The sequence below is a fragment of the Paenibacillus lignilyticus genome (assembly GCF_017942085.1).
In the GTDB taxonomy this organism is placed as follows: domain Bacteria; phylum Bacillota; class Bacilli; order Paenibacillales; family Paenibacillaceae; genus Paenibacillus_Z; species Paenibacillus_Z lignilyticus.
On record NZ_JAGKSP010000023.1, the window covers coordinates 16,392 to 40,198 of the forward strand.

The following is a 23,807-nucleotide window of genomic DNA, read 5'->3' on the forward strand; positions in this document are numbered from 1 at the left end:
ATTGCATAAGGTAGGGCAACGAAGTTAATTTTGAGGTGAAGCGACCGTCATGATAGATATTACGATGAAGCAAGATCTGCGTGAAATGGCGAAGCGTCTCCAAGAACTCAGGGGGTCTCTTTGACTTAGATATTAAGCAAGAGATGATTCTCAATTTTGAGGAGAAAATGAGCGCTCCGGGCTTTTGGGATGACAATGAGCGCGCGCAGGGCACCATCTCCGAGATGAACGCCGTCAAATCCGTCGTCGATCAATTCGAACGGATGCAAAGTGAGCATGAAGATCTGCAAACGATGCTGGAGCTGGCGGAAGAGGAAGGCGAGGACGAAGGTCTTGAGGCGGAGCTTAAGCGCAGCGTGGCGGAACTCGTAAGCAAAGTAAGCGAGTTTGAGCTTCAACTGCTGCTAAGCGAGCCTTATGACAAGCTGAATGCCATTCTCGAGCTGCATCCCGGTGCAGGCGGCACGGAGTCGCAGGACTGGTGCCAGATGCTGTACCGGATGTACACGCGCTGGGCGGAGAAATCCGGCTTTAAGGTGGAACTTCTGGATTACCTGGCCGGGGACGAGGCGGGCATCAAGAGCGTTACGATATCCGTCAAAGGCCATAATGCATACGGGTATTTGAAGGCGGAGAAAGGCGTTCATCGTCTCGTGCGAATTTCGCCTTTCGATGCTTCTGGGCGGAGACATACATCCTTCGTTTCCTGCGACATTATGCCGGAGATTGACGATGACATCGAGATTGAGATCCGTTCGGAGGATCTCAAGGTTGATACGTACCGGGCCAGCGGCGCGGGCGGTCAGCATATCAATAAGACGGAATCGGCCATTCGGATCACGCATATCCCTTCGGGTATCGTCGTTTCCTGCCAGACGCAGCGTTCGCAGATTCAGAACCGCGAGCGTGCGATGCAGATGCTGCGCTCCAAGCTTTACGAACGTAAGATTGAAGAGCAGCAGAAGCATCTCGCGGAAATTCGCGGCGAGCAATCCGATATTGCATGGGGCAGCCAAATCCGCTCCTATGTGTTCCATCCGTACAGCATGGTCAAAGACCATCGCACGTCGGTGGAAACAGGCAATGTCGGCGCCGTGATGGATGGCGATCTGAATATCTTTATCGACGGTTATTTGCGGAGCAAAATCCGTCATGAAGAGCAGTAAGCAAGGGGCAAATATGCATGCGTGCATAGCCTGGAGTAAGAGTTCCTACACTACTAAGTGTCGGAACTCTTTTTTGTGGATTAAGGAGTCACTTATAGAAGGATGGGGTCAGCAATGAGTTTGCAGCAAGAACAAGGGATGAAGAAGCTACATAGAGAAAATCGAAGATTAAGAAAGCCGATGGGGCCGAAGAGCGAAGCCGCGCTCAGCGTGGCATTGCTGCTTGTCGGTTCTTTTCTGATCGCCATCAGCTTTAACATGTTTCTGGTACCGCTCGGCATTGCGTCCGGCGGTGTTTCGGGTATTTCCATCTTGGTTAATCGCGTATGGGATATTCCGCCTGCTTACACGCAGTGGGCGCTTAACGTACCGCTGTTCCTGCTGGGACTCTGGCTGCTTGGCAAACGCTTCGCGCTGAAGACGGCACTTGGCTCCTTCTTGCTGCCGCTGCTTGTCCTGTTCACCTCGGACTGGCACCCGCCAACCGATAATGCGATGCTTGCCTCGATTTATGGCGGGATCGGCGTTGGGGCGGGGCTGGGCCTTGTTTTCCGCGGACGAGCTTCGACAGGCGGTCTCGATCTGGCGGCGCAGCTGCTGCATAAATTCACAGGGGTACGGCTGGGACTGGCTGTGGCGTGCTTCGACGGTCTCGTTATTGCCGCAGCGGGCATAATCATTGCGCCGGAGAATGCGCTTTATGCGCTGGTGGGCTTATTCGTAACAAGCAAAACGATCGATTTTGTACAGACGGGCCTTGCTACTTCGAAGGTTGCCTTCATTATTTCGGACAAGCCGGAGGAGATTTCGCAGGTGGTGCTTCATGATCTGGATCGCGGATTGACCAAGCTGGACGGGCATGGCGGTTACACGGGCGAAGCGCGAACCGTGCTGATGGTCGTTGTCGGTCAAGGCGAAGTGTCGAAGCTGAAGGGGCTCGTAAGGACGGCAGACCCCTATGCGTTTGTTATTATTAGCGATACGGCCGAGGTGCTGGGGGAAGGCTTCCAACTGCCTTAAATTTGCCGCAAAAAGGCGCTTTTTTTACGTTGAATTATTATGAATACGTATGTATAATAATACAAAGTGTTAGCTATTTCCTCTATCCCCCTGTTCGTGTACAATGGATAGCTAGGAAGGATATGGATGGGAGAGAACGGACATGAGTAAAGCAGTGAAAGCAGCGATTATCGGATCAACAGGGTACGGCGGCGTTGAGCTTATCAGGCTTCTGGCCCACCATCCGCAAGTAGAAGTGACTTCTGTCATTTCATCGTCGAGCGCAGGTGCGCCGATTGCGGAAGGGTTCCCGCATTTGACCGAAATTTGCACCGATATTCTGGATGACGTTGATCCGGCTTTGATACGAAGCAAAGCTGAGGTTGTATTTATAGCAACTCCACCGGGCATTGCAGCCCGACTAATCCCTTCGCTTCTGGCGGAAGGGCTGAAGGTTATTGATATTTCCGGCGACCACCGGCTTAAATCTCGCAGTGAGTACGAGACTTGGTATAAGAAGGAGCCTGCGGAGCAGCAGTACTTGGATCAAGCGGTTTATGGTCTATGTGAAGTGTATGGCGAAGCCGTTCACGGCGTCGATCTTATTTCCAATCCGGGCTGTTTCCCAACCTCTGCGCTGCTTGGATTGATTCCGGCAGTACAAGAAGGCTATATCGATCATTCCACCATTATTATAGATGCGAAATCCGGCGTTTCCGGCGCAGGCCGCGGTACCAGTGTAGGCAACCACTACCCGGAGATCAATGAGAACTTCAGAGCTTACAAGATCAATAAACATCAGCATATTCCGGAGATAGAGCAAGTGCTTTCGGATATTGCAGGCGAGAAAGTATTGACGACGTTCACGACCCACTTGGTACCGATGACGCGCGGTATTATGAGCACGATCTATGCGACCGTTAAGGACGGTCACACCGTAGAGGACTTCATCTCGTTATACAGCAATTATTATGAAGGTCGCAAGTTTGTTCGTATTCGCAAGAACGGCACTTGGCCGGCAACCAAAGAAGTATCCGGCTCCAACTACTGCGATATCGGCTTCTCCGTTGATGAGCGCACAGGGCGCATAACGATTGTGTCGGTTATTGATAATCTCGTGAAGGGCGCTGCCGGGCAGGCCATTCAAAACTTGAATTTAATGATGGGCTGGGACGAGACGCTGGGCCTTAACTTCGTTCCGATGTACCCGTAATAAGTGAGGCGGCCGCTGGTCGACTCCGCAATCATTCAATAAAGGAGACGCGATTGAACAATGGGACAGGGGAACACATCACCAACCTATATCGTCGTGCCGGAAGGCTCCGTTACGACACCTAAAGGCTTTAAAGCCGGCGGTTTGCATTGCGGCTTGAAGAAGACGACGCGCCATGACCTTGGCGCTATCGTATGCGAAGTGCCTGCGGCGGCGGCGGGCGTGTACACGACGAACGTGTTTCAGGCGGCGCCGATTCAGGTGACGCGCGAGAGTATCGGCGCCGGCGGCAAGCTGCGCGCGGTCATCGTGAACAGCGGCAACGCGAATGCGTGCACAGGGAAGCAGGGCGATGCGGATGCCTATGAAATGCGCAGCGCATTCGCTGAAGCGATCGGCGTACCTGCCGAGCAGGTTGCGGTAGCTTCTACCGGCGTCATCGGCGAGCTGCTGAAGATGGACCGCGTACGCGGCGGAATTGCGGAGCTGCCTGCGCGACTGGCAGCTTCCTATGAAGCAGCAGATGATTTCTGCCAAGCGATCCTTACGACGGATCTCGTGAAGAAGGAAGTCTGCGTTTCCGTAACCGTTGACGGCAAGGTTGTACATATCGCCGGCGCATCGAAGGGAAGCGGGATGATTCATCCTAACATGGCGACGATGCTTGGTTTCGTGACAACGGATGCGGAGATCGGAAGCGAAGCGTTGCAAACGCTGCTGCGCCAAGTAACAGACGTAACGTTTAACATGATTACGGTCGACGGCGACACCAGCACGAACGACATGCTGGTTGCGATGGCAAGCGGTTTTGCGGGCAACGAAGAGCTTCATGCGGGTCACCCTGATTATGCGGCGTTCGCGGATGGACTGCGTTATGTATGCGAGGTGCTTGCCAAAGCGATCGCGCGTGACGGCGAAGGCGCAACGAAGCTCGTCGAGGTGCAAGTGCGCGGAGCGGAATCGAACGATGCGGCGCAAGCGATCGCCAAGACCGTTATAGGCTCTTCACTCGTGAAGTCCGCCGTATTCGGCGCAGATGCCAACTGGGGCCGTATTATTGCGGCTGTCGGACGCGCAGGCGTGCCTGTGAATCCGGAGACCGTCGACATCGCGCTGGGCGATATCGTGACGCTTACGCAGTCGCGGCCGATTGCTTTTGACGAAGAAGCGGCACTTGTTTATTTGAAGGGCGATACGGTCGTCATTCATGTGGATTTGCATATGGGTGAAGGCGTGGCAACGGCTTGGGGCTGTGACCTCACTTATGATTATGTCCGTATCAACGCGGCATATCGCACATAGTAACAGGATTTCGGGAACGAAGGGAACGGACGAAACCTATGGAACAGCGGTTTGTGATGAAATGCGGGGGCAGCACGCTTGCGGCGCTTCCGGCTTCTTTTTTCGAAGATTTGAGGAGTTTGCAGGAGCGCGGCGTTAAAGCGGTCATCGTTCATGGCGGCGGACCCGCTATCTCGGAAACGCTCGGCAAGCTGGGAATCGCGAGCGAGTTCGTGAACGGCTTGCGCAAAACAAGCGACGAAGTGCTCGACGTGGTGGAAATGGTGCTGGCAGGACGGATCAACAAAGAGATCGTTCGCCGCATCGGTCAAAGCGGCGCGAAAGCACTTGGCCTCTCCGGCGTGGACGGCGAGCTCATCACGGCTCAGCCTGTGGCGAACGCCGACGAGATCGGCTTCGTCGGCGATGTAACGGATGTGAATGCGGCGATCATCGAAGGCGTCATGGGCATGGGCTACATTCCCGTAATCGCGCCGATCGGGATCGACGCGGCAGGGCAACGCTACAACATCAATGCAGATACGGCGGCAGGCGCGGTTGCGTCGCATCTGGGCGTAGAGCAGATGATCGTGGTCACGGATGTACCCGGTATATTGAAAACGGTAGACGGAGAGAAGCAAGTTCTCCCTACTGCAACAGTGGAAGAAATCGAAGCGATGATTGCGAGCGGCGAAATTTACGGAGGCATGATTCCGAAGGTTCGCGCAGCGATCGCGTGCATTCAAGGACGCGTGAAGGAAGTCGTCATCGTGAATGGCGACGTACCGGGCGTACTCAGCAAGGCCGTTCTCGAAGGCGGCATCGGAACAAGAATTATACAATCTTAATTATTAGTGGGGTGAACGAATGATGAGCGATATGAACAAAGGTACTGAAGCAGCCGGCAGCTCGCTTTTTCCGACGTATGCAAGATATCCGATTTCACTTGTGAAGGGTGAAGGCAGCTGGCTCTGGGATGACAAAGGGAACAAATACTTGGATTTCATGTGCGGCCTGGCCGTAACGAATCTGGGTCATGCACCGAAGCAAGTGAAGGATGCGCTTGTGAAGCAGCTCGATGAGCTGTGGCATGTATCCAATCTGTTTCACATTCCGAATCAAGAAGCGGCAGCGAAGCTGCTGACGGATAACAGCCATGCGGAAGCGGTGTTCTTCTGCAACTCCGGCGCGGAAGCCAACGAAGCGGCAATTAAGCTTGCCCGCCGTTACCATCAGAAGGTGAAGGGCAACGGTCGCTACGAAATCATTACGTTCGCCCAATCCTTCCACGGCAGAACGCTTGCGACGTTGACGGCAACGGGCCAAGAGAAAGTGAAAGAAGGCTTCGGCCCACTTCCGGAAGGGTTCCGTTATATCCCGCTGCACGATATCGAAGCGCTTGAAGCGGCAATTACGGATAAGACGGCTGCCATCATGATCGAAATGATTCAAGCGGAGGGCGGCGTCATTCCGGTAGAGCCTGCGTTCGTGCAGCATCTGGCTAAGCTTTGCAAGGAGCGCGGTTTGCTCCTGATCATAGATGAGATTCAAACAGGTATGGGTCGTACCGGTAAGCTGTTTGCATTTGAACACTACGGGATCGAGCCTGATATCTTTACATTGGCCAAAGGACTGGGGAGCGGTTTTCCTGTCGGCGCTACGCTGGCCAAAGGCGAGCTGATCGAAGCCTTCACCGCCGGCAGCCATGGCTCGACGTTCGGCGGTACTCCGATTGCTACGGCTGTCGTGAAGGCGACGGTAGAGACGATCATCGGCGAGAAAGCGCCGCAGCGCGCGGCTGAGAGCGGCGAGTACCTTATGGGGCAGCTGCGCGAGAAGCTTGCGGGCAATCCTTTCGTGAAGGACATTCGCGGCAAGGGACTCATGATCGGCATCGTATGCAGCGGTCCGGTTGCGAACATCATCGCCGAAGGCCAGAAGCGCGGTTTGCTCGTTGTTACGGCAGGTCCGGATGTTGTCCGTTTGCTGCCTAGCCTACTCGTTTCGCGTGAAGAAATAGATCAAGCGGTGAGCATTCTGACCTCGATATTCGCGGATCAAACGGCTCCGGCGCAGCTGTAGAAAGAAGGGAGAACCACCCACATGTCTCAATTGTTGACGGAAGAAATAGCAATCGGCCTTAAAGGCCGCGACTTTATCGGCTTGGCTGACTATACGCCCGCGGAAGTGCGTTACCTGATCGATCTGGCGATCGAACTGAAGGGCAAGCAGAAAGCCGGCGAAATTTATCACCCGCTGAAGGGCAAAACCCTCGGCATGATTTTCGAAAAATCATCCACGCGTACGCGCGTTTCCTTTGAAGTCGGGATGTACCAGCTCGGCGGGCATGCCTTGTTCCTTAGCCGTAACGATCTGCAGATCGGCCGCGGCGAGACGATCTCCGATACGGCGCAGACGCTGTCGCGTTACCTGGACGGCATGATGATCCGTACCTTTGCGCACCGTACGGTCATTGAACTGGCTCGTGCAGCTACCGTGCCGGTCATTAACGGCCTTACAGACCTGTCCCATCCGTGCCAAGCGTTGTGCGATTATCAAACGGTGCTTGAGCATAAGGGCCGCCTCGAAGGACTTAAAGTGGCGTACATCGGCGATGGCAACAACATGGTGCACTCCTTGATGATGGGCGCGGCGAAGCTCGGCATGCATATTTCGGTGGCGACGCCGGAAGGCTACGAGCCGGACGCTGACGTGGTAGCGATGACGAAAGCGAGCGCAACCGAAACCGGTTCGCGCATTCATGTATGCCGTGATCCGAAAGAAGCGATTGCGGACGCAGACGTCATCTACACGGACGTGTGGGCGAGCATGGGCTTTGAGGCGGAGCAGAAGGAGCGCGAGCTTGCTTTTGCCGCGTATCAAGTGAACGAGGATCTGGTTCGCTATGCGAAGAACGACTACCTGTTCATGCACTGCCTGCCTGCGCATCGCGGCGAAGAAGTAAGCGAAGGCGTCATTGATGGCAAACAATCGATTATTTTCGATCAAGCGGAGAACCGTCTGCACGCGCAGAAGGCAATCATGGCCGCAATCATGTAGTACGGAACGTACGGAAACGGACTTTTACAAGATTAATTTACTATAGGGAGTGTTGACTGAATCATGGCGAAGGAAAAAATCGTGCTGGCTTACTCGGGCGGTCTGGATACGTCCGTTATTCTAAAATGGCTCAAAGAAACCTATGACGCTGAAATTATCGCGTTCACGGCCGATATCGGACAAAAGGATGAGCTGGACGGTCTGGAAGCAAAAGCGTTGGCTACGGGCGCTTCCAAAGTGTACATCGATGATCTGCGCGACGAGTTCGCGGAAGACTTCATCTATCCGATGTTCCAATCGGGCGCTCTTTATGAAGGTCAGTACCTGCTTGGTACTTCCATCGCTCGTCCGCTGATCGCCAAACGTATGGTCGACATCGCTCGCGCAGAAGGCGCGACTGCTATTGCGCACGGCGCAACTGGCAAAGGCAACGACCAAGTGCGCTTCGAGCTGACAGCTGCCGCGCTTGCTCCGGACATCGCCGTAATCGCGCCATGGCGCATTGAAGCGTTCCGCGAGCAGTTCCCGGGCCGCGCAGAAATGATCGCCTACGCAGAGAAACACAACATTCCGGTTCAAGCGTCTGCGGCTAAGCCGTACTCGATGGACCGCAACCTGCTGCACATCAGCTTTGAGAGCGGCATGCTGGAGGATCCATGGTTTGATCCGAGCAGCGACGAGAACAAAGGCATGTTCGTCTTGTCCGTGTCCCCTGAGGACGCGCCGGATCAAGCGGAATACGTGGAGCTTACATTCGAAGCCGGCAATTGTGTCGCCGTTAATGGCGAGAACCTGAGCCCGCTGCAAGCCATGGAGAAGCTGAATGAGCTTGGCGGCAAGCACGGTATCGGCCGTGTGGATATGGTAGAAAACCGTTTCGTCGGCATGAAGAGCCGCGGCGTATATGAGACACCGGGCGGTACGATCCTATTCACTGCGCATCGCAAAATGGAGTCGCTCACGATGGACCGCGACGTCATGCATTTGCGTGATTCCCTTATTTCCAAATACGCATCACTCGTATATAACGGCTTCTGGTTCGCACCGGAGCGTCTGGCGCTGCAAGCGCTCGTACTCGAAAGCCAGAAGAACGTCACAGGCGTTGTTCGTCTGAAGCTGTACAAAGGCAATGTAATCGGCGCCGGCGTGAAGAGCCCGGTCAGCCTGTACAATCCGGATATCGCAACGATGGAAGCGGATCCGTCCAAAGCGTATGACCAAGGCGATGCAACCGGCTTTATCCGCCTGAACGCGCTGCGTCTGAAAGTGTCCTCCGGCGTGGAGCAGAACAAGAAGCAGTAAGGCAAGCGAAACGATAAAGGAGTGCACCTGTGTGAGTAAATTATGGGGCGGCCGGTTTACGAAGAAAACCGACCAACTGGTAGAGGAATATACGGCATCCATTTTATTTGATAAAGAGCTGGCGGAAGAAGATATTCAAGGCAGTCTGGCCCATGTCACCATGCTGGGCAAGCAGGGCATTCTGCCTGCTGACGACGTGGAGAAAATCAAGGACGGCTTGCACCGCGTCCTGCAGCGCATCAAGCGCGGCGACATTGAATTCTCCATCGCCGATGAAGATATTCACATGAACATCGAGAAGACGCTGATCGACGATGTGGGTCCTGTTGGCGGCAAGCTGCATACGGGCCGCAGCCGTAACGATCAGGTTGCGACGGATATGCATTTGTACCTGCGCAAGCGGGTTGTGGAGTTCGTTGATCTGCTGCAGAAGCTGCAAACTGCTCTTGTGCAGCAGGCTACGGCGAACATCGATACGATTTTGCCGGGTTATACGCATCTTCAGCGCGCACAGCCCATCTTGTTCGCGCACCATATGATGGCTTATGTATCCATGTTCGGCCGCGATATCGAGCGTTTGCAGGACAGTTACAAGCGGATTAACACGCTGCCGCTAGGAGCGGGTGCATTGGCAGGGACGACGTTCCCGATCGATCGCCATTTCGTAGCGAGTCAGCTGAAGTTTGACCGCGTTTACGAGAACAGCCTGGATGCGGTAAGCGACCGCGACTTCATTCTGGAATTCCTGTCGCATGCGTCCATCATCATGATGCATTTGTCGCGCCTGAGCGAAGAGTTCATCCTGTGGTCGAGCACCGAGTTTCACTTCGTTGAACTCGACGATGCGTTCTGCACGGGCAGCAGCATTATGCCGCAGAAGAAAAATCCGGACGTGCCGGAGCTTGTCCGCGGGAAAACAGGACGTGTCTATGGCAACCTCGTCGGCCTGCTGACAGTGCTTAAGTCACTGCCGCTCGCTTATAACAAAGACATGCAGGAAGACAAAGAAGGCATGTTCGATACGGTCCGCACGCTGCAAGGCGCGCTGCAATTGTTTGCCCCGATGGTGGCGACAATGAAGGTGAACAAGGATCGCATGCGTCAAGCCGTCAATCAAGACTTCTCGAACGCGACCGATATCGCCGACTTCCTGGTTGGCAAAGGCCTGCCGTTCCGTCAAGCGCATGAAGTCATCGGCAAGACTGTCTTGTACTGCATCCAGCAGGGCAAGTACTTGCTGGATCTCACTCTGGATGAGTTCAAGCAGTTCTCTTCGCTGTTCGACGATCGCATCTACGAGGTGCTTCAGCCGGAGAATGTGGTTAATGCCCGCAACGTCTACGGCGGTACTGCTAAGACGCAAGTAGTCGAAGCTATCTCCCGCGCGGAGCAAGAATTAGCCGCAACTGCAGATTGGATTACCGAATACGCGGAGCGCAGCCGCTAAATAGCAACAGGGCCGTAATGCCAAGTAGCGTATACTACTTGGCGTTACGGCCTTTTTTTGTGCAGCAGGGAGAAGAGGCGGCGGGGCACAGCGAGTGCCACAAACATCCGATTGCTTATGAGCAAAGGGCGGCCAAATAGCATCCCCATGAGATGCTGCCATATATGCAACATTTCGGCAGAAAATAAGCTCTCACAGAGGAAGTGATGCTATATATGCAACAATTGCTGCTCATTTCTTCGCTTAGCCTCAAATCGCATGGAAATGTTGCATCCCATGCAGCATTTAGTCAGAATCACCCTACGGGAAAGTGAAATGCTGCCATTCACGCAACATTAAACCGGATTCTCTATCTAACGCGCGTTTCGGAGGCAGCCGCCTCTAAGCCACTACTGCGACACGCCGTCCTCAAGCAACGGCGCTTCATCCTTGCCGTTATCCGGGTGAGACTGCTCCGGCGCGACCGCATAGACGACCGGCTGTGCCCGGTACGTATCTCGCGAGATGCGTTTGCGCGACACTTGCACACCGTTCTCCAGCTTCGTGCGGTACGTCTCGACAATGTAGCCGGGTTTGCCGGATGCAAGCTTGCGGCGCTCACCGGGATGCATGGAAGCAGAAGGCACTTCTTTCACCGGCGGCACGACAGTGGCCACGGTTTTGGATTCAATTTTGTACTGCACATTTTTCGGTAAGGTCCCGAAGATCTTTACCGTCACCTGGCGATTCTTCACTTCCGTCACGATGACGAGATGCTTGCCGGTCGTGTTCTTGAACTTGAAATTGATCGCATCATCGGCGTAGGTGGCATCCCGGCCCAGCGGCAAATAAGCAACGGGGAGGGAGTGATTGCGCCGCTCCACCATATCAAGGCCCGCGAACAGGACGGCATTGTACAGCGTGCTGGACACTTGGCAGATCCCGCCGCCGACGCCCGGAACGAACTCGCCGTTAAGAATGACGGGCGCTTGGCGATAGCCGTATTTTTTGCTGGTCAGGGCAATGATTTTGCTGTAATCGAAAATTTCTCCGGGAGCGAGCTCCATGCCGCTCAGCGTCTTAGCCGTCATCGTCACATTGTAAGCGCGGCCCGCGCCGCTCGTCCTAAACTCCGTGGTAAAGGAAGATATAAGCCGTTCGACCCCTTCAGCCTTCAAGCGCTGCAAGGTTATGGACGGATGGATAACGCGGAGTTCAACCGGCCAGGTCATGGGAGAGAGCTTCTTGCCCCAATTGTTCCCGACGGCCTTCACAATCGCAGCTGCAGCATGGGCATACATCTTATCCGTATCGAGTCGATATGCATCCTTGTGCGGGGTATAGACGACCTTGTCGTCACTCGTGATTTTGCGCGTTGCATTCACCGGCTCGCCGGCGTCCATCCAGCCCCAGGCGCTGCGTATTTTCCCCGCGAACACCTCTTTATCGAAGCTCACGCCAATGGCCAGCTCCTGCTGAAATCCCCACCGATACTTGGTTCTCGTCCACAAATTGCCGCTGCTCAAGCGGTCAATGGCCGCCTCGGCTTCCTTCGTGTCCACTTCAATGCCGAGCTGCTCGAGCGTCCACGTTTTCTTCTTCCCTTCGCCCGTACCGCCTTTTATCGTGATCGCCAGCTGTTTGAGCGTCTGCTTTCCCCTAGCGAGGAGCTGCTTGGCATCCTCGATCCGGAGTGTACCGATAGGAATGACGGCGTCGCTCTGAAGCCGCTGTCCGTTCGCCTCTGTTGGTTTCTTGAAGACAACATGTACTTGTTTCGGAATCGTTTGCTGGGACGCATACATCCATAACCCGCCCCATCCGGCAGACGCGAGCAGCAGGCATGCCCCCGCCAGAATCCAGATTAGCTGCAGCCGTTTCGTGTTCATAGCTTCCTATCACCTCGGGGCCAGTATTCGTACATGTATATGCGCCGAGGGCTTCATTTCTGCCACTGTTTGTACAATTCTCTGCGATGAACCGAGCCGCTACAGCCTCGAACAGGACGTTTGTCGAAAAATATACGGTAAGAAGCACTAGATTCCCGCTATTCGGTTCATGAGAAATATGAAAAATGCAGAAAACAGGACTTTGGTAGAGGATTTACCGTGATCATGTCGAATAGTTAAAAGCTGACTACCTACAGGATGTGATATTGTGATCGAATTGCAAGATATTTGGAAGACGTACGCAGACGGCACTCACGCTCTCCGCGGCGTTTCTGTTCGTATAGACCGTAATGAATTCGTTTACTTGGTTGGACCTTCCGGAGCTGGAAAATCCACCTTCATGAAATTGATCTATCGCGAGGAAATTCCATCCAAAGGACAAATATCCGTGAACGGCTTTAACATCGGTAAACTAAAGCCCCGTAAGATTCCCTATGTGCGGCGGAACATCGGCGTTATTTTCCAAGATTATCGCTTGCTGCCGAAGCTGACCGTGTATGAGAACATCGCTTTTGCGATGGAAGTCATCGAAGCGCCGCGCCGAGTCATCAAGAAACGGACGATGGAAGTGCTGGAGCTCGTCGGACTTCGCGGCAAGCATGCAAGCTTGCCGCAGCAGCTGTCCGGCGGCGAGCAGCAGCGGGTCGCCATCGCGCGCGCGATCGTCAACAATCCGGCCGTCATCGTGGCGGACGAGCCTACCGGTAACCTTGACCCCGAAACCTCATGGGGCATTATGAATTTGCTCGAAGAGATTAACTTCCGCGGCACTACGATCATCATGGCAACGCACAACAAAGAGATCGTGAATACGCTCCGCAAACGCGTCATCGCCATCGAGAACGGAACGATTGTGCGTGATGAAGTGAGAGGAGAGTATGGCTATGAAAGTTAGCACCATTATCCGCCACCTTCGCGAAGGGGTGAAGAACGTGGTGCGCAACGGCTGGATGACTTTTGCCTCCGTCAGCTCCATCGTCATTTCCCTCTTTATACTGGGCGCTTTTCTATTGCTGGCATTGAACGTCAACAATTTGGCGGACCAGATCGAGAGCCAGGTACAGATTCGGGTTTACTTGCAGCTGAATACCGATGATGCCAAGATTAACGAACTTAAGAATGCCATCGGCAACATTCCGGAGGTTAGCAAGATCGAATTCATATCCAAGGAGAAGGGGCTTGAGTCCCTTCGCGAGAGCATCGGCGCAGACGGCGCCGAACTGCTTGAAGGCTATGACAAGACGAACAACCCGCTGCCGGACTCCTTTACGGTAGAGGTGTTCGAGCCGCAGAAGATCGCTTTTGCCGCGAAACAGATCGAAGCGATTGGCAAAGCAGACGAAACATTGCCGATTACAAGCGTGAAATACGGGAAAGGCACCGTAGAAACGCTGTTCAAAATAATGAACGCCGTCCGCAACATCGGACTCGTTATTGTAGCGGGACTTGGCTTAACCGCGATGTTCCTCATCTCCAACACGATCAAGATGACCATTCTGGCGCGTCGCCGCGAGATTGGCATTATGAAGCTGGTGGGAGCCACGAATAATTTTATCCGCTGGCCGTTCTTTATCGAAGGTGCCTTGATCGGTATTGTGGGCTCGGTTGTCACGGTCACGCTGCTGATGCTCGGATACTCCCGACTGGTTGAGGTGTCTCAGGTTGAGCTGGGTCTCATGATGATTAAACTTGTGACCTTGAAGGAAGCGGGCTTTAATGTGTCGGTTCTGATTATGGGGCTTGGCATTTTGATCGGTATTTGGGGAAGCACCCTGTCGGTGCGAAAGTACTTGAAAGTGTAGGTGAATGGAAACGTGAACGTGAAGAAAGGACTCGCCGTTCTAGCCATTATCGTATTTGCCGGATTTGTATTTCAACCCTATCAAGGCGAAGCTTCCTCGCAGCTGGACAAGATCAACAGTGAGCTCGCTAAAGTGCGCAAAGAAATGAGCGCCGCTTCTCATAACCGCAATCAAGCGGACAAAGACAAGGAATATGTGCTGGCCATGAAAGAGAAGACAGCGAAGTCCGTCAACGAAATCATGCAGCAAATCAGTGAAGTCAGCACGCAGCTGAGCAACGTGCAGGCTCAAGTGGAAACGACGGAAGAGAAGCTGCAGCAAGCCGGAGAAGACCTCGATGCGGCGGAGAAACGTCTGAAGACGCGGGACAAGCTGCTGCAGTCGCGCATTCGGTTGATGTATACGAATGGATTCGTATCCTATATCGACGTCATGCTGAGCGCAACAAGCTTTGGCGATTTTATCGACCGGATGGACTCGCTGAAATCGATTCTAAGCCAAGACCGTGACATTCTCGCCGACCATAAGAAAGACAAAGCACTCATCGCGCAGAAGAAGGTCGAAGTGGAGAAGTCGCTTGGCGATGTCAAGAAGATGTACGCGAAGCTTGAAGGTTTCGCAGACCTGCTCAAGGATAAAGAGAAAGAAAAAGAAGTGATGGTCCTGAAGTATAAGAGCCAGGCGGAAGAGCTGGAAGAGATCAGCGAAGAGCAAGCGGAGCTACTGATTAAACTGGCGAAGAAAGTATCCGATCTGGAGTCGAAGAAGAAAAAAATTAAAGTGTACTACACCGGCGGCAAGCTTGGCATGCCGCTTCATTCCGAATGGCGTCTATCCTCGCCGTTTGGTTATCGGACCCATCCCGTAACCGGAAGAAAGAAACTTCATGCCGGTATGGACATGGCAGCTCCGGCCGGAACGTCGATCTATGCGGCGGAGTCGGGTCTGGTCATTGTCGCGCAGTGGTGGAGTGAGTATGGCAACTGCGTCATCATTGACCATGGCGGCGGACTATGGACGGTATATGGACATATTCGCAATGGCGGCATCAAGGTGGAGAAAGGGCAAACCGTGAAACGCGGCCAGAAAATCGCGGAAGTCGGAAGCACGGGCATGTCCACGGGGAACCATTTGCATTTTGAAGTACGCAAGAATCAAGAGGCGGTTAATCCTGCACCTTATCTGAAATAAATAACGGGCAGAGCCTAGCAGGCTCGTATGCTGACATGACGATGCCGTACCCAGATGCAAATAATTGGGTGCGGCTTGTCATATACTAGGGGAGATGTCAGAAGTAAGGGGAAAAAAATCTCACCATAGGCAGGGTATGCTCACGAAGGGGTGTTGACGTGCAGTTCAAAGGACGAACAGTGGCAGCGTTCATCTTGCTCACAATGGCGGCATCTACGCTTGTAACCTTGACGGTTGCAGACCGCTTCATTGCCATTGAGAGCGATGGAACGACAGCTAGAGCGGCGTCATCGGAATCGTCCGGACATGATGAGCTGAGCGAGAAGGAGCTTCAGAAATTAAACACGGTACTCGGTTTGATTGAGAACAAATATTTTCGCGAAGTAGATCGGACGAAGGTGCTTGACGGGGCAGTTAACGGGATGATGGAGGCGCTGGGCGATCCTTATTCGGTGTATATGAAGAAGGAAGTAGCGAAGCATTTCTCTGAGTCCATCGAAGGATCGTTTACGGGCATTGGCGCAGGCGTTCAGATGAAGGATGGCAAAATCACCGTCGAGTCCGCGATCAAGGATTCACCGGCAGAGCGGGCAGGTGTTCTCCCGAACGATATCTTATTATCGGTTAACGGCGAGAAATTGGACGGCCTTTCCTTGAATGATGCGGTAGCCAAAATCCGAGGACCCAAAGGCTCGAAGGTGAAATTGGTCATTCAGCGGGCCGGAATGACGCAGCCGCTGCAGCTGACCATCGTGCGGGACGATATCGATTATGAAACGGTGTACGCGCGCATGCGTGACGGCGGCATTGGCGTAATCGAGATTCGCCAGTTCTCTCTTAATACCGGCGAACGGTTCGAAGAGGAACTAACGAAGCTGGAGAAACAAGGGATGAAGGCGCTCATCATTGATGTGCGGGGCAATCCCGGCGGCGTGCTGCCTGTTGTTGTATCGGTTGCGCAGCCTTTCGTGCCGAAGGGCGAGCCGATCGTGCAGGTCGAGGATAAGGACGGGCATCGGGAGAAAACGGTGTCTGCCGGAAGCGGCAAGAAGTACCCGATCGCCGTGCTGATGAATAAAGGCAGCGCGAGCGCATCCGAGGTGCTGGCAGGGGCGTTGAAGGAAGAGGCGCATGCTACTTTGGTAGGCGAGACTTCTTTTGGCAAAGGGACTGTGCAGGTCAGTTACGATAAAGCGATGTCCGATGGAAGCCTAGTCAAAATGACGATTGCGAAGTGGCTGACGCCGCTTGGCAACTGGGTTCACGAGAAAGGGCTGAAGCCGGACGTCGAAGTGCTGCCGCCGGATTATTACACGGTAGCCCGCATGTCCAAAGAAGCGACCTTGCAGCCGGACACGATTAATGAGAATACGCGCAGCCTCCAAATTATGCTCGCCGGGCTGGGCTATACGATTGATCGCAAAGACGGGTATTACAGCCAGCAAACCGTCTTAAGTGTTAAAGCCTTTCAGAAGAAAGCGGAGCTGCCGGTTACAGGCAGTGCCGATAAAGCGACTGCGGAGAAGGTAGAGGAGGCGCTCGTTGCGAAGATTCGCGATGAGAAGAACGATACCCAACTGTTGAAGGCAGTTGGCGTGCTGCAGCAGAAGCTTGCCAGCGGACAATAACGCCGAGCAGGCAGGAAATTGCTTGGACGATGTCGAATAGAGAGAAGGTTGTCTCCGTGCACTACTGCGGAGGGACCTTCTTTTTTTTATGATTACGATGCGGCAATGGTTTGCGAGAGGGAGTGAACGTTTTTGGAAGCGGCAATGGAATTGCTTCGGCAGGCGGGATCGGCGGCCATCGGACTGCTGCTATCTCCGTTTTATTATGTAGCGGTGCTTCTGATCATGCTTCAATATATGCGGCAGACAAGAATGGAGCGGAAGATGTTTCATGTCCGTCTTCAAGCTTGGCCGATTCAGCTTGGAAGAACGATCATAGCGGGACTGCTCGTTGGTGTATTGATTTCTTGCATTAGTCTGTTTCTGGGTGTCTCGGTCACCGCGGATGCGGTGTTTTGGATGTGGGGAACGGCCGCCGTGCTTGTCATGATCCGTGTCAGATACTTATGTTTTGCTTATAGTGCAGGGTTGCTGGGTGTCTTGCAATGGGCGCTGGGCTGGACCGAGCTCGGAGATCGAAGCGACTGGATAGGTTCAGCGGCAGGCTCGCTTGCCGGCTTGGATATTCCGGGCCTGCTCGTGCTGGTTGCGCTTATGCATGTGGCGGAAGCGCTGCTCGTGCGCTGGCAGGGAGCGCGTTTTGCAAGCCCGCTCTTCCTTGAAGGGAAGAGGGGCAAGCTTGTTGGAGGCCAAGCCCTGCAGGGCTACTGGCCGGTGCCGATACTGCTGCTTGTGCCGGCTGTATCCGGCGGGAGCGGGGATGTAGCTTTGCCATGGACGCTGCTGCTCGGAGATAGCAGCCAGTGGAGCAGCGGGTTTACGATGATCGCTTTCCCGATGGTGATTGGGTTCTCGGAGCTGACACGATCGCTGCTGCCGGCCGCGAAGGCGCGCAATTCCTCGAGAGGACTGCTATTCTATGGAATAGTTACCGGAATCGCGGCTGTCGCAGCTTCCTTCTGGAGTCCGCTGACGCTTGCAGCTGCGCTTTGCGCATTACTGCTGCACGAGGCGCTCGTGGCGGTCAGTTATTTCAAAGAGGCGGCAAGCGCTCCGCTCTATGTGCATAACGATCAGGGCTTGCGTGTACTGGCAGTTATACCGGGCACACCGGCCGAATCGATGGGCATTCTGGTCGGAGAGATCATTCATAAGGTGAACGGCATTCGTGTGAAGACGAAGGAAGAGCTGTATGGCGCTCTTCACGTGAACTCGGCTTTTTGTAAGCTGGAAGTGCTTAATCATGAAGGTCAAATCAAGTTTGCGCAGCGTGCCCGTTACGCCGGCGAGCATCATCAGCTTGGCGTTGTGCTCGCACCGGATGACAAGGCGGACTATTACGCGGCGGCGGCGCCTGCTTCCTTGCTTGATCTGCTCTGGCGTAAACGGACGGCGAAGTCGAGGCAGCGTGCGGCGGCTTCATCTTCAACATCAGCGACACTATAGCAGGAGAAGCTGTGCCTCGGCGCTGTCCCTTAATGGGCGGTCGCCGGGGCATTTTTCATAGTGCGGTAAGTCCTTCCAACCCGGACAGGAAGTAGTAAGCTTTCGTTGCAACTGCCTCCGTTAATCGGTATAATAAACATCATATGGGAACACATATTCTTATGCGATTGTTAACAGAATGATTTTAGCGGACAATCTATTTTTTTCCTGTATATTGGGCATACAAATTAATAGGCATTTTCATAGAAGACGTAGGATTGGGGTGTAGGAGAAATGTTTGAGAAGCAAGGACAAGAGAAGCTTTTTCAGCTGAAATCGGATTATACGCCGCAAGGCGATCAGCCCAACGCGATTATGCAGCTGACGAATGGGATTGAAGCGGGAGCGCATCATCAGACGCTGCTTGGTGCGACGGGCACAGGGAAGACGTATACGATTGCGAATACCATCGCCAAGCTGAACCGTCCGACGCTGGTTATCGCGCATAATAAGACGCTTGCCGCTCAGCTTTGCAGTGAGTTTAAGGAGTTTTTTCCGGATAACGCGGTCTCTTATTTCGTCAGCTATTATGATTACTATCAGCCTGAAGCCTACATCCCGTCCTCGGATACCTTTATCGAGAAGGATTCCAGCATAAACGATGAGATCGATAAACTGCGCCACTCCGCTACGAGCTCCTTGTTCGAACGTCGCGACGTCATTATCGTAGCGAGCGTATCGTGCATTTACGGTCTCGGTTCTCCGATGGAGTACGGGAAGCTCGTGCTTAGTTTGCGGGTAGGGATGGAGAAGTCCCGCGATGCCATTCTTCATAAACTCGTCGATATTCAATACCAACGCAATGATATTAACTTCATTCGAGGCACCTTCCGCGTGCGCGGAGACATTATCGAGATCTTCCCTGTAGCCAATAATGAACGGGCGATGCGGGTCGAGTTGTTCGGCGATGAGATAGAACGCATTACGGAGATTGACGTATTGACCGGCGAAATTGTCGGTGAACGCGATCATGTCGCGATCTTCCCGGCTTCTCACTTCGTTACCCACGAGGATACGATGAAGGTGGCCATTAAGAACATCGAGGCGGAGCTTGAAGAACGGCTAGCCGAGCTTCGCGAGCAAGGGAAGCTGCTGGAGCTGCAGCGGCTGGAGCAGCGGACGCGTTACGATCTGGAGATGATGCAGGAGATGGGCTTCTGCAGCGGGATCGAGAACTATTCCGGTCCGCTAACGTTCCGCGAGCGGGGAGCAACGCCTTATACGCTGATGGATTACTTCCCGGATGATATGCTCGTCGTCATTGACGAGTCCCACGTAAGCATTCCGCAGATCCGAGCGATGTATAACGGTGACCGTGCGCGTAAAGAAGTACTGGTCGATCATGGCTTCCGGCTTCCTTCTGCCATGGATAACCGTCCGCTTCGTTTCGAAGAGTTCGAAGATAAAGTAAAGCAAGTGATCTATGTATCCGCAACGCCGGGACCTTATGAGCTGGAGAAATGCCCTACAATGGTGGAGCAGATTATTCGTCCTACCGGTCTGCTGGACCCGATAATCGAAGTGCGCAAGACGAAAGGCCAGATCGATGATCTGCTTGTTGAGATTCGTGATCGCATTGCCAAGGACGAACGTGTTCTGGTCACAACGCTGACGAAGAAGATGTCAGAGGATTTGACCGACTACATGAAGGATGTCGGCATTAAGGTTCGCTACTTGCACTCCGACATTAAGACATTGGAGCGGCTCGCGATATTGCGCGATTTGCGTATCGGCGTCTTTCATGTTCTGGTCGGGATTAACCTGCTTCGGGAAGGCTTGGATTTGCCGGAGGTCTCGCTTGTATCCATATTGGATGCGGACAAGGAAGGCTTCCTCCGTTCGGAGCGGTCGCTTATTCAAACGATCGGCCGCGCAGCTCGTAACTCCGATGGCCGCGTTATTATGTATGCAGATAAGATGACTGACTCTATGACGAAGGCAATCGATGAGACGAATCGCCGCCGCACGATCCAAATTGCTTATAACGAGCAGCATGGCGTTACGCCTACGACGATCCGCAAGAAAGTGCATGACATTATTGAAGCGACGAAGTCCGCGGAGCAGAAGAACGATTTCTTGTCGGGCGTCGGTGTCGAGAAGATGTCCAAGAAAGAGCGCCAGTCGCTGCTGCAGCGTTTGGAGGCCGAGATGAAGGAAGCAGCCAAGAGCTTGCAGTTCGAGCGTGCGGCAGAGCTTCGCGATGCGCTGCTTGAACTTAAAGCAGAACTGGGCATGTAGGGCGGTTTGGAGCTATAGATAGCTTACGAAGTCGAATATAGTTCGTGCTATATTCTTAGGAGGATTAAACAGTGGCCAGTGATTCCATCGTAATAAAAGGGGCGAGAGCCCACAATTTGAAGAATATCGACGTAACGATTCCACGCGATAAATTTGTTGTGTTGACCGGGCTCAGCGGCTCCGGTAAATCCTCGTTGGCGTTTGATACGATTTACGCCGAAGGTCAGCGCCGATACGTCGAATCGTTGTCTGCTTATGCGCGTCAGTTCCTCGGACAGATGGAGAAGCCGGACGTGGATTCCATCGACGGTCTTTCTCCCGCAATCTCTATCGACCAGAAGACAACGAGCCGCAACCCGCGTTCGACAGTCGGAACGGTAACGGAGATCTATGATTATTTGCGTCTCTTATTTGCGCGTGTAGGGAAACCGCATTGCCCGGAGCATGGGATCGAAATTACTTCCCAAACCGTGGAGCAAATGGTAGACCGGATTATGGAATATCCGGAGCGGACGAAGCTGCAGATTCTGGCGCCTATCGTCTCGGGGCGGAAAGGCGAGCATTCCAAGCTGCTGGCTGACGTGCAGAAGCAAGGTTTTGTTCGTGTGCGCGTGAATGGCGAACTGCGCGAGCTTAGCGATAAGATCGAGCTTGAGAAGAACAAGAAGCATAATATCGAAGTCGTGGTCGACCGTATTGTCGTGAAGAGCGACATTCACAGCCGTCTTGCCGACTCGCTCGAGACAGCGACGAAGCTGTCGGGCGGCCAAGTGCTCGTTGATGTCATGGAGAAGGAAGAGCTGTTGTTCAGCTCTAACCTTGCATGCCCGGCCTGCGGATTCAGTATTGACGAGCTTGCACCGCGGATGTTCTCGTTTAACAGCCCATACGGCGCTTGCCCGGATTGTGACGGACTAGGTGCCAAAATGATCGTAGATCCGGACCTCCTCGTACCGGATGCAAGCAAATCGATCGAAGAAGGTGCCTTCGAAGCATGGGCAGGAAGCACGTCGAACTATTACCCGCAGTTCCTTGAAGCTGTATGTGTTCACTACGGCATTCCGCGGGATGTACCTGTAAGCGAACTGACTGCGGATCATATGAAGAAACTATTGAACGGTACAGGCGGGGAGCGTGTGCGGTTCCGTTATGAGAATGACTTCGGTCATTCCAAGGAAGCGCTCGTGCCCTTCGAAGGGATTATCAACAACTTGGAGCGCCGTTATCGGGATACGGGATCTGACGGCATCCGTGAACATATCGAACAATACATGAGCGCTAAGCCATGCGCAGGCTGCAAAGGACATCGTCTGCGTAAAGAAAGCCTTGCCGTAACGATTGGCAGCCAGAATATCTCGCATGTGACTTCACTGTCCATCGGGGATGCGGACCGTTTCTTTAACGCTCTGGAACTCACCGAGAAGGAGAAGCTGATTGCGAACCTCATCTTGAAGGAAATCAACAGCCGCCTTGGCTTCCTGGTTAATGTCGGACTGGAGTATTTATCACTTAACCGTGCGGCCGGTACACTCTCCGGCGGTGAGGCGCAGCGTATTCGATTAGCTACGCAAATCGGTTCGAGTCTGATGGGCGTCCTCTATATCCTGGATGAGCCAAGTATCGGACTGCATCAGCGCGATAACGATAAGCTGATCCAGACGCTGGAGCATATGCGCGATTTGGGCAACACGCTAATCGTCGTAGAACATGATGAGGATACGATGCTGGCATCCGACTACATCATTGATATCGGGCCGGGCGCAGGTATCCATGGTGGCCAAGTGGTTTCGATGGGAACACCGGCAGAGGTGATGGCGGACGAGCAATCGCTGACAGGCGCTTATCTGAGCGGCCGCAAGTTCATTCCGGTTCCGTTGACTCGCCGTTCCACAAGCGACAAGTGGCTGGAAGTGAGAGGCGCGAAGGAAAACAATCTTCGCGGCGTGAATGCGAAGTTCCCGCTTGGCGTGTTTACCGCAGTAACAGGCGTTTCCGGTTCCGGTAAGTCTACGCTTGTGAATGAAATTCTCTATAAAACGCTCGCCCGCGATCTGAACAAAGCGAAGGTCCGTCCAGGCGAGCATAAGGAAATCCGGGGACTTGAGCATATCGAGAAGGTTATCGATATCGATCAATCGCCGATCGGCCGTACGCCGCGATCGAACCCGGCTACGTATACCGGCGTGTTCGATGATATTCGCGATCTGTATGCCTCGACGAATGAAGCCAAGGTGCGCGGCTATAAGAAAGGCCGTTTCAGCTTTAACGTGAAAGGCGGCCGCTGCGAATCCTGCCGCGGAGATGGCATCATCAAGATCGAGATGCACTTCCTTCCGGACGTCTACGTGCCTTGCGAGATTTGCAAAGGCAAACGGTACAATCGGGAAACGCTCGATGTGAAATATAAAGGCAAGAGCATTGCGGAGTTGCTGGAAATGACGATTGAGAACGCTACGGAGTTTTTCCGCAATGTGCCGCGTATCCACCGGAAGCTGCAGACGCTGCTTGATGTTGGCCTTGGCTACATGAACCTGGGTCAACCGGCAACGACGCTCTCCGGAGGCGAAGCACAGCGTGTGAAGCTCGCCGCAGAGCTATATCGCCGCAGTACAGGCAAGATGCTGTACATCCTCGATGAGCCGACAACGGGACTGCACGTCGATGATATCGATCGTTTGCTGGTCGTCCTGCACCGACTGGTGGATTCGGGCGAATCGGTACTCGTTATCGAGCACAATCTCGACGTCATCAAGACAGCCGACTACCTGCTGGATCTAGGTCCGGAAGGCGGCAATGGCGGTGGTGCCATCGTAGCAACCGGTACACCGGAAGAAGTGGTGAAAGTTGCGGGCTCTTATACAGGCCGTTACTTGAAGCCGATTCTGGAGCGCGACCGTGAGCGGACGATTGCACAACAGCGAGAAGTACAAAGCGTTGCTGCAGGCATTGAAGAATAAGTGACAAACAATAAGCCCCTTGGCGCTACAGAGGCGATCTGCCGAATGGATAGATTTCGGTAGGTCATCGGTGTAGCCTTAGGGGCTTTCTTTCATACTCCGAACATAAA

At 53.7% G+C, this 23,807-nt stretch carries 17 protein-coding genes; 16 read left to right on the plus strand and 1 reads right to left on the minus strand.

Annotated elements, in window-relative coordinates; translation table 11 throughout:
* Positions 1-49 precede the first annotated feature (49 nt).
* The 9 genes from prfB to argH all read left to right on the plus strand — a co-directional run bounded on the left by prfB (position 50) and on the right by argH (position 10,468).
* Positions 50-1,166, plus strand: a protein-coding gene (gene prfB / locus I8J30_RS29265) for a peptide chain release factor 2 (protein ID WP_210663984.1) whose coding sequence is annotated in 2 segments (ribosomal slippage) — positions 50-121 and positions 123-1,166 — 1,116 coding nt in all. Because the reading frame shifts where the segments join, the coding sequence is not laid out codon by codon here.
* Between the two features lie 114 nt (positions 1,167-1,280).
* Positions 1,281-2,186 (plus strand): YitT family protein, encoded by a 906-nt coding sequence (locus tag I8J30_RS29270; RefSeq protein WP_420831262.1) that lies wholly within the window; start codon positions 1,281-1,283, stop codon positions 2,184-2,186.
* Positions 2,187-2,328: 142 nt separating this feature from the next.
* Positions 2,329-3,378, plus strand: a complete 1,050-nt coding sequence (argC, locus tag I8J30_RS29275; protein WP_210663985.1) for an N-acetyl-gamma-glutamyl-phosphate reductase — start codon at positions 2,329-2,331, stop codon at positions 3,376-3,378.
* A gap of 60 nt (positions 3,379-3,438) precedes the next feature.
* Positions 3,439-4,680, plus strand: a complete 1,242-nt coding sequence (gene argJ, locus I8J30_RS29280) for a bifunctional ornithine acetyltransferase/N-acetylglutamate synthase (RefSeq protein ID WP_210663986.1) — start codon at positions 3,439-3,441, stop codon at positions 4,678-4,680.
* Between the two features lie 38 nt (positions 4,681-4,718).
* A complete protein-coding gene (argB, locus tag I8J30_RS29285) occupies positions 4,719-5,507 on the plus strand; it encodes an acetylglutamate kinase (RefSeq protein WP_210663987.1) in 789 nt (262 codons plus the stop codon).
* A 19-nt stretch (positions 5,508-5,526) separates the two neighbouring features.
* Complete coding sequence (locus I8J30_RS29290; protein WP_240548468.1) at positions 5,527-6,741, plus strand: acetylornithine transaminase; 1,215 nt, start codon at positions 5,527-5,529, stop codon at positions 6,739-6,741.
* A gap of 21 nt (positions 6,742-6,762) precedes the next feature.
* The gene (gene argF / locus I8J30_RS29295) at positions 6,763-7,719 is read left to right on the plus strand and encodes an ornithine carbamoyltransferase (RefSeq protein WP_210663988.1); all 957 of its coding nucleotides are present in this window, start codon (positions 6,763-6,765) and stop codon (positions 7,717-7,719) included.
* Positions 7,720-7,782: 63 nt separating this feature from the next.
* Positions 7,783-9,021, plus strand: a complete 1,239-nt coding sequence (locus I8J30_RS29300) for an argininosuccinate synthase (RefSeq protein WP_210663989.1) — start codon at positions 7,783-7,785, stop codon at positions 9,019-9,021.
* Between the two features lie 31 nt (positions 9,022-9,052).
* Positions 9,053-10,468, plus strand: a complete 1,416-nt coding sequence (argH, locus tag I8J30_RS29305) for an argininosuccinate lyase (RefSeq protein WP_210663990.1) — start codon at positions 9,053-9,055, stop codon at positions 10,466-10,468.
* A 389-nt stretch (positions 10,469-10,857) separates the two neighbouring features.
* Here the strand turns inward: argH and I8J30_RS29310 are convergent, their stop codons facing one another.
* Positions 10,858-12,336, minus strand: a complete 1,479-nt coding sequence (locus I8J30_RS29310) for a VanW family protein (protein WP_210663991.1) — start codon at positions 12,334-12,336, stop codon at positions 10,858-10,860.
* A gap of 268 nt (positions 12,337-12,604) precedes the next feature.
* Between I8J30_RS29310 and ftsE the strand changes: the two genes are divergently transcribed.
* From ftsE to uvrA, 7 genes are all read left to right on the plus strand, one after another.
* The gene (ftsE, locus tag I8J30_RS29315) at positions 12,605-13,291 is read left to right on the plus strand and encodes a cell division ATP-binding protein FtsE (RefSeq protein WP_090982409.1); all 687 of its coding nucleotides are present in this window, start codon (positions 12,605-12,607) and stop codon (positions 13,289-13,291) included.
* Entirely contained in the window at positions 13,281-14,198 is a 918-nt protein-coding gene (gene ftsX / locus I8J30_RS29320) for a permease-like cell division protein FtsX (protein WP_210663992.1), read from the plus strand. Before ftsE ends, ftsX begins: the two co-directional genes overlap by 11 nt.
* Positions 14,199-14,210: 12 nt before the next feature.
* The gene (locus I8J30_RS29325) at positions 14,211-15,389 is read left to right on the plus strand and encodes a murein hydrolase activator EnvC family protein (RefSeq protein ID WP_338044976.1); all 1,179 of its coding nucleotides are present in this window, start codon (positions 14,211-14,213) and stop codon (positions 15,387-15,389) included.
* A gap of 158 nt (positions 15,390-15,547) precedes the next feature.
* Positions 15,548-17,017, plus strand: a complete 1,470-nt coding sequence (locus I8J30_RS29330; RefSeq protein WP_210663993.1) for a S41 family peptidase — start codon at positions 15,548-15,550, stop codon at positions 17,015-17,017.
* 132 nt (positions 17,018-17,149) lie between these two features.
* Positions 17,150-18,463 carry a PDZ domain-containing protein gene (locus I8J30_RS29335; protein ID WP_240548469.1) on the plus strand — a complete coding sequence of 438 codons (1,314 nt, stop codon included), beginning with the start codon at positions 17,150-17,152 and terminating at the stop codon, positions 18,461-18,463.
* 273 nt (positions 18,464-18,736) lie between these two features.
* Entirely contained in the window at positions 18,737-20,740 is a 2,004-nt protein-coding gene (gene uvrB, locus I8J30_RS29340) for an excinuclease ABC subunit UvrB (protein ID WP_210663994.1), read from the plus strand.
* Between the two features lie 71 nt (positions 20,741-20,811).
* A complete protein-coding gene (uvrA, locus tag I8J30_RS29345; protein ID WP_091225046.1) occupies positions 20,812-23,697 on the plus strand; it encodes an excinuclease ABC subunit UvrA in 2,886 nt (961 codons plus the stop codon).
* The last annotated feature ends 110 nt before the right edge of the window (positions 23,698-23,807 follow it).

What these genes read in the sequence shown, in the direction of transcription:
- I8J30_RS29270 (WP_420831262.1), top strand. Translation starts at nt 1,281, where the DNA reads ATGAGTTTGCAGCAAGAACAAGGGATGAAGAAGCTACATAGAGAAAAT.
- argC (WP_210663985.1), top strand. Translation starts at nt 2,329, where the DNA reads ATGAGTAAAGCAGTGAAAGCAGCGATTATCGGATCAACAGGGTACGGC.
- argJ (WP_210663986.1), top strand. Translation starts at nt 3,439, where the DNA reads ATGGGACAGGGGAACACATCACCAACCTATATCGTCGTGCCGGAAGGC.
- argB (WP_210663987.1), top strand. Translation starts at nt 4,719, where the DNA reads ATGGAACAGCGGTTTGTGATGAAATGCGGGGGCAGCACGCTTGCGGCG.
- I8J30_RS29290 (WP_240548468.1), top strand. Translation starts at nt 5,527, where the DNA reads ATGATGAGCGATATGAACAAAGGTACTGAAGCAGCCGGCAGCTCGCTT.
- argF (WP_210663988.1), top strand. Translation starts at nt 6,763, where the DNA reads ATGTCTCAATTGTTGACGGAAGAAATAGCAATCGGCCTTAAAGGCCGC.
- I8J30_RS29300 (WP_210663989.1), top strand. Translation starts at nt 7,783, where the DNA reads ATGGCGAAGGAAAAAATCGTGCTGGCTTACTCGGGCGGTCTGGATACG.
- I8J30_RS29310 (WP_210663991.1), bottom strand. Translation starts at nt 12,336, where the DNA reads ATGAACACGAAACGGCTGCAGCTAATCTGGATTCTGGCGGGGGCATGC.
- ftsX (WP_210663992.1), top strand. Translation starts at nt 13,281, where the DNA reads ATGAAAGTTAGCACCATTATCCGCCACCTTCGCGAAGGGGTGAAGAAC.
- uvrB (WP_210663994.1), top strand. Translation starts at nt 18,737, where the DNA reads ATGTTTGAGAAGCAAGGACAAGAGAAGCTTTTTCAGCTGAAATCGGAT.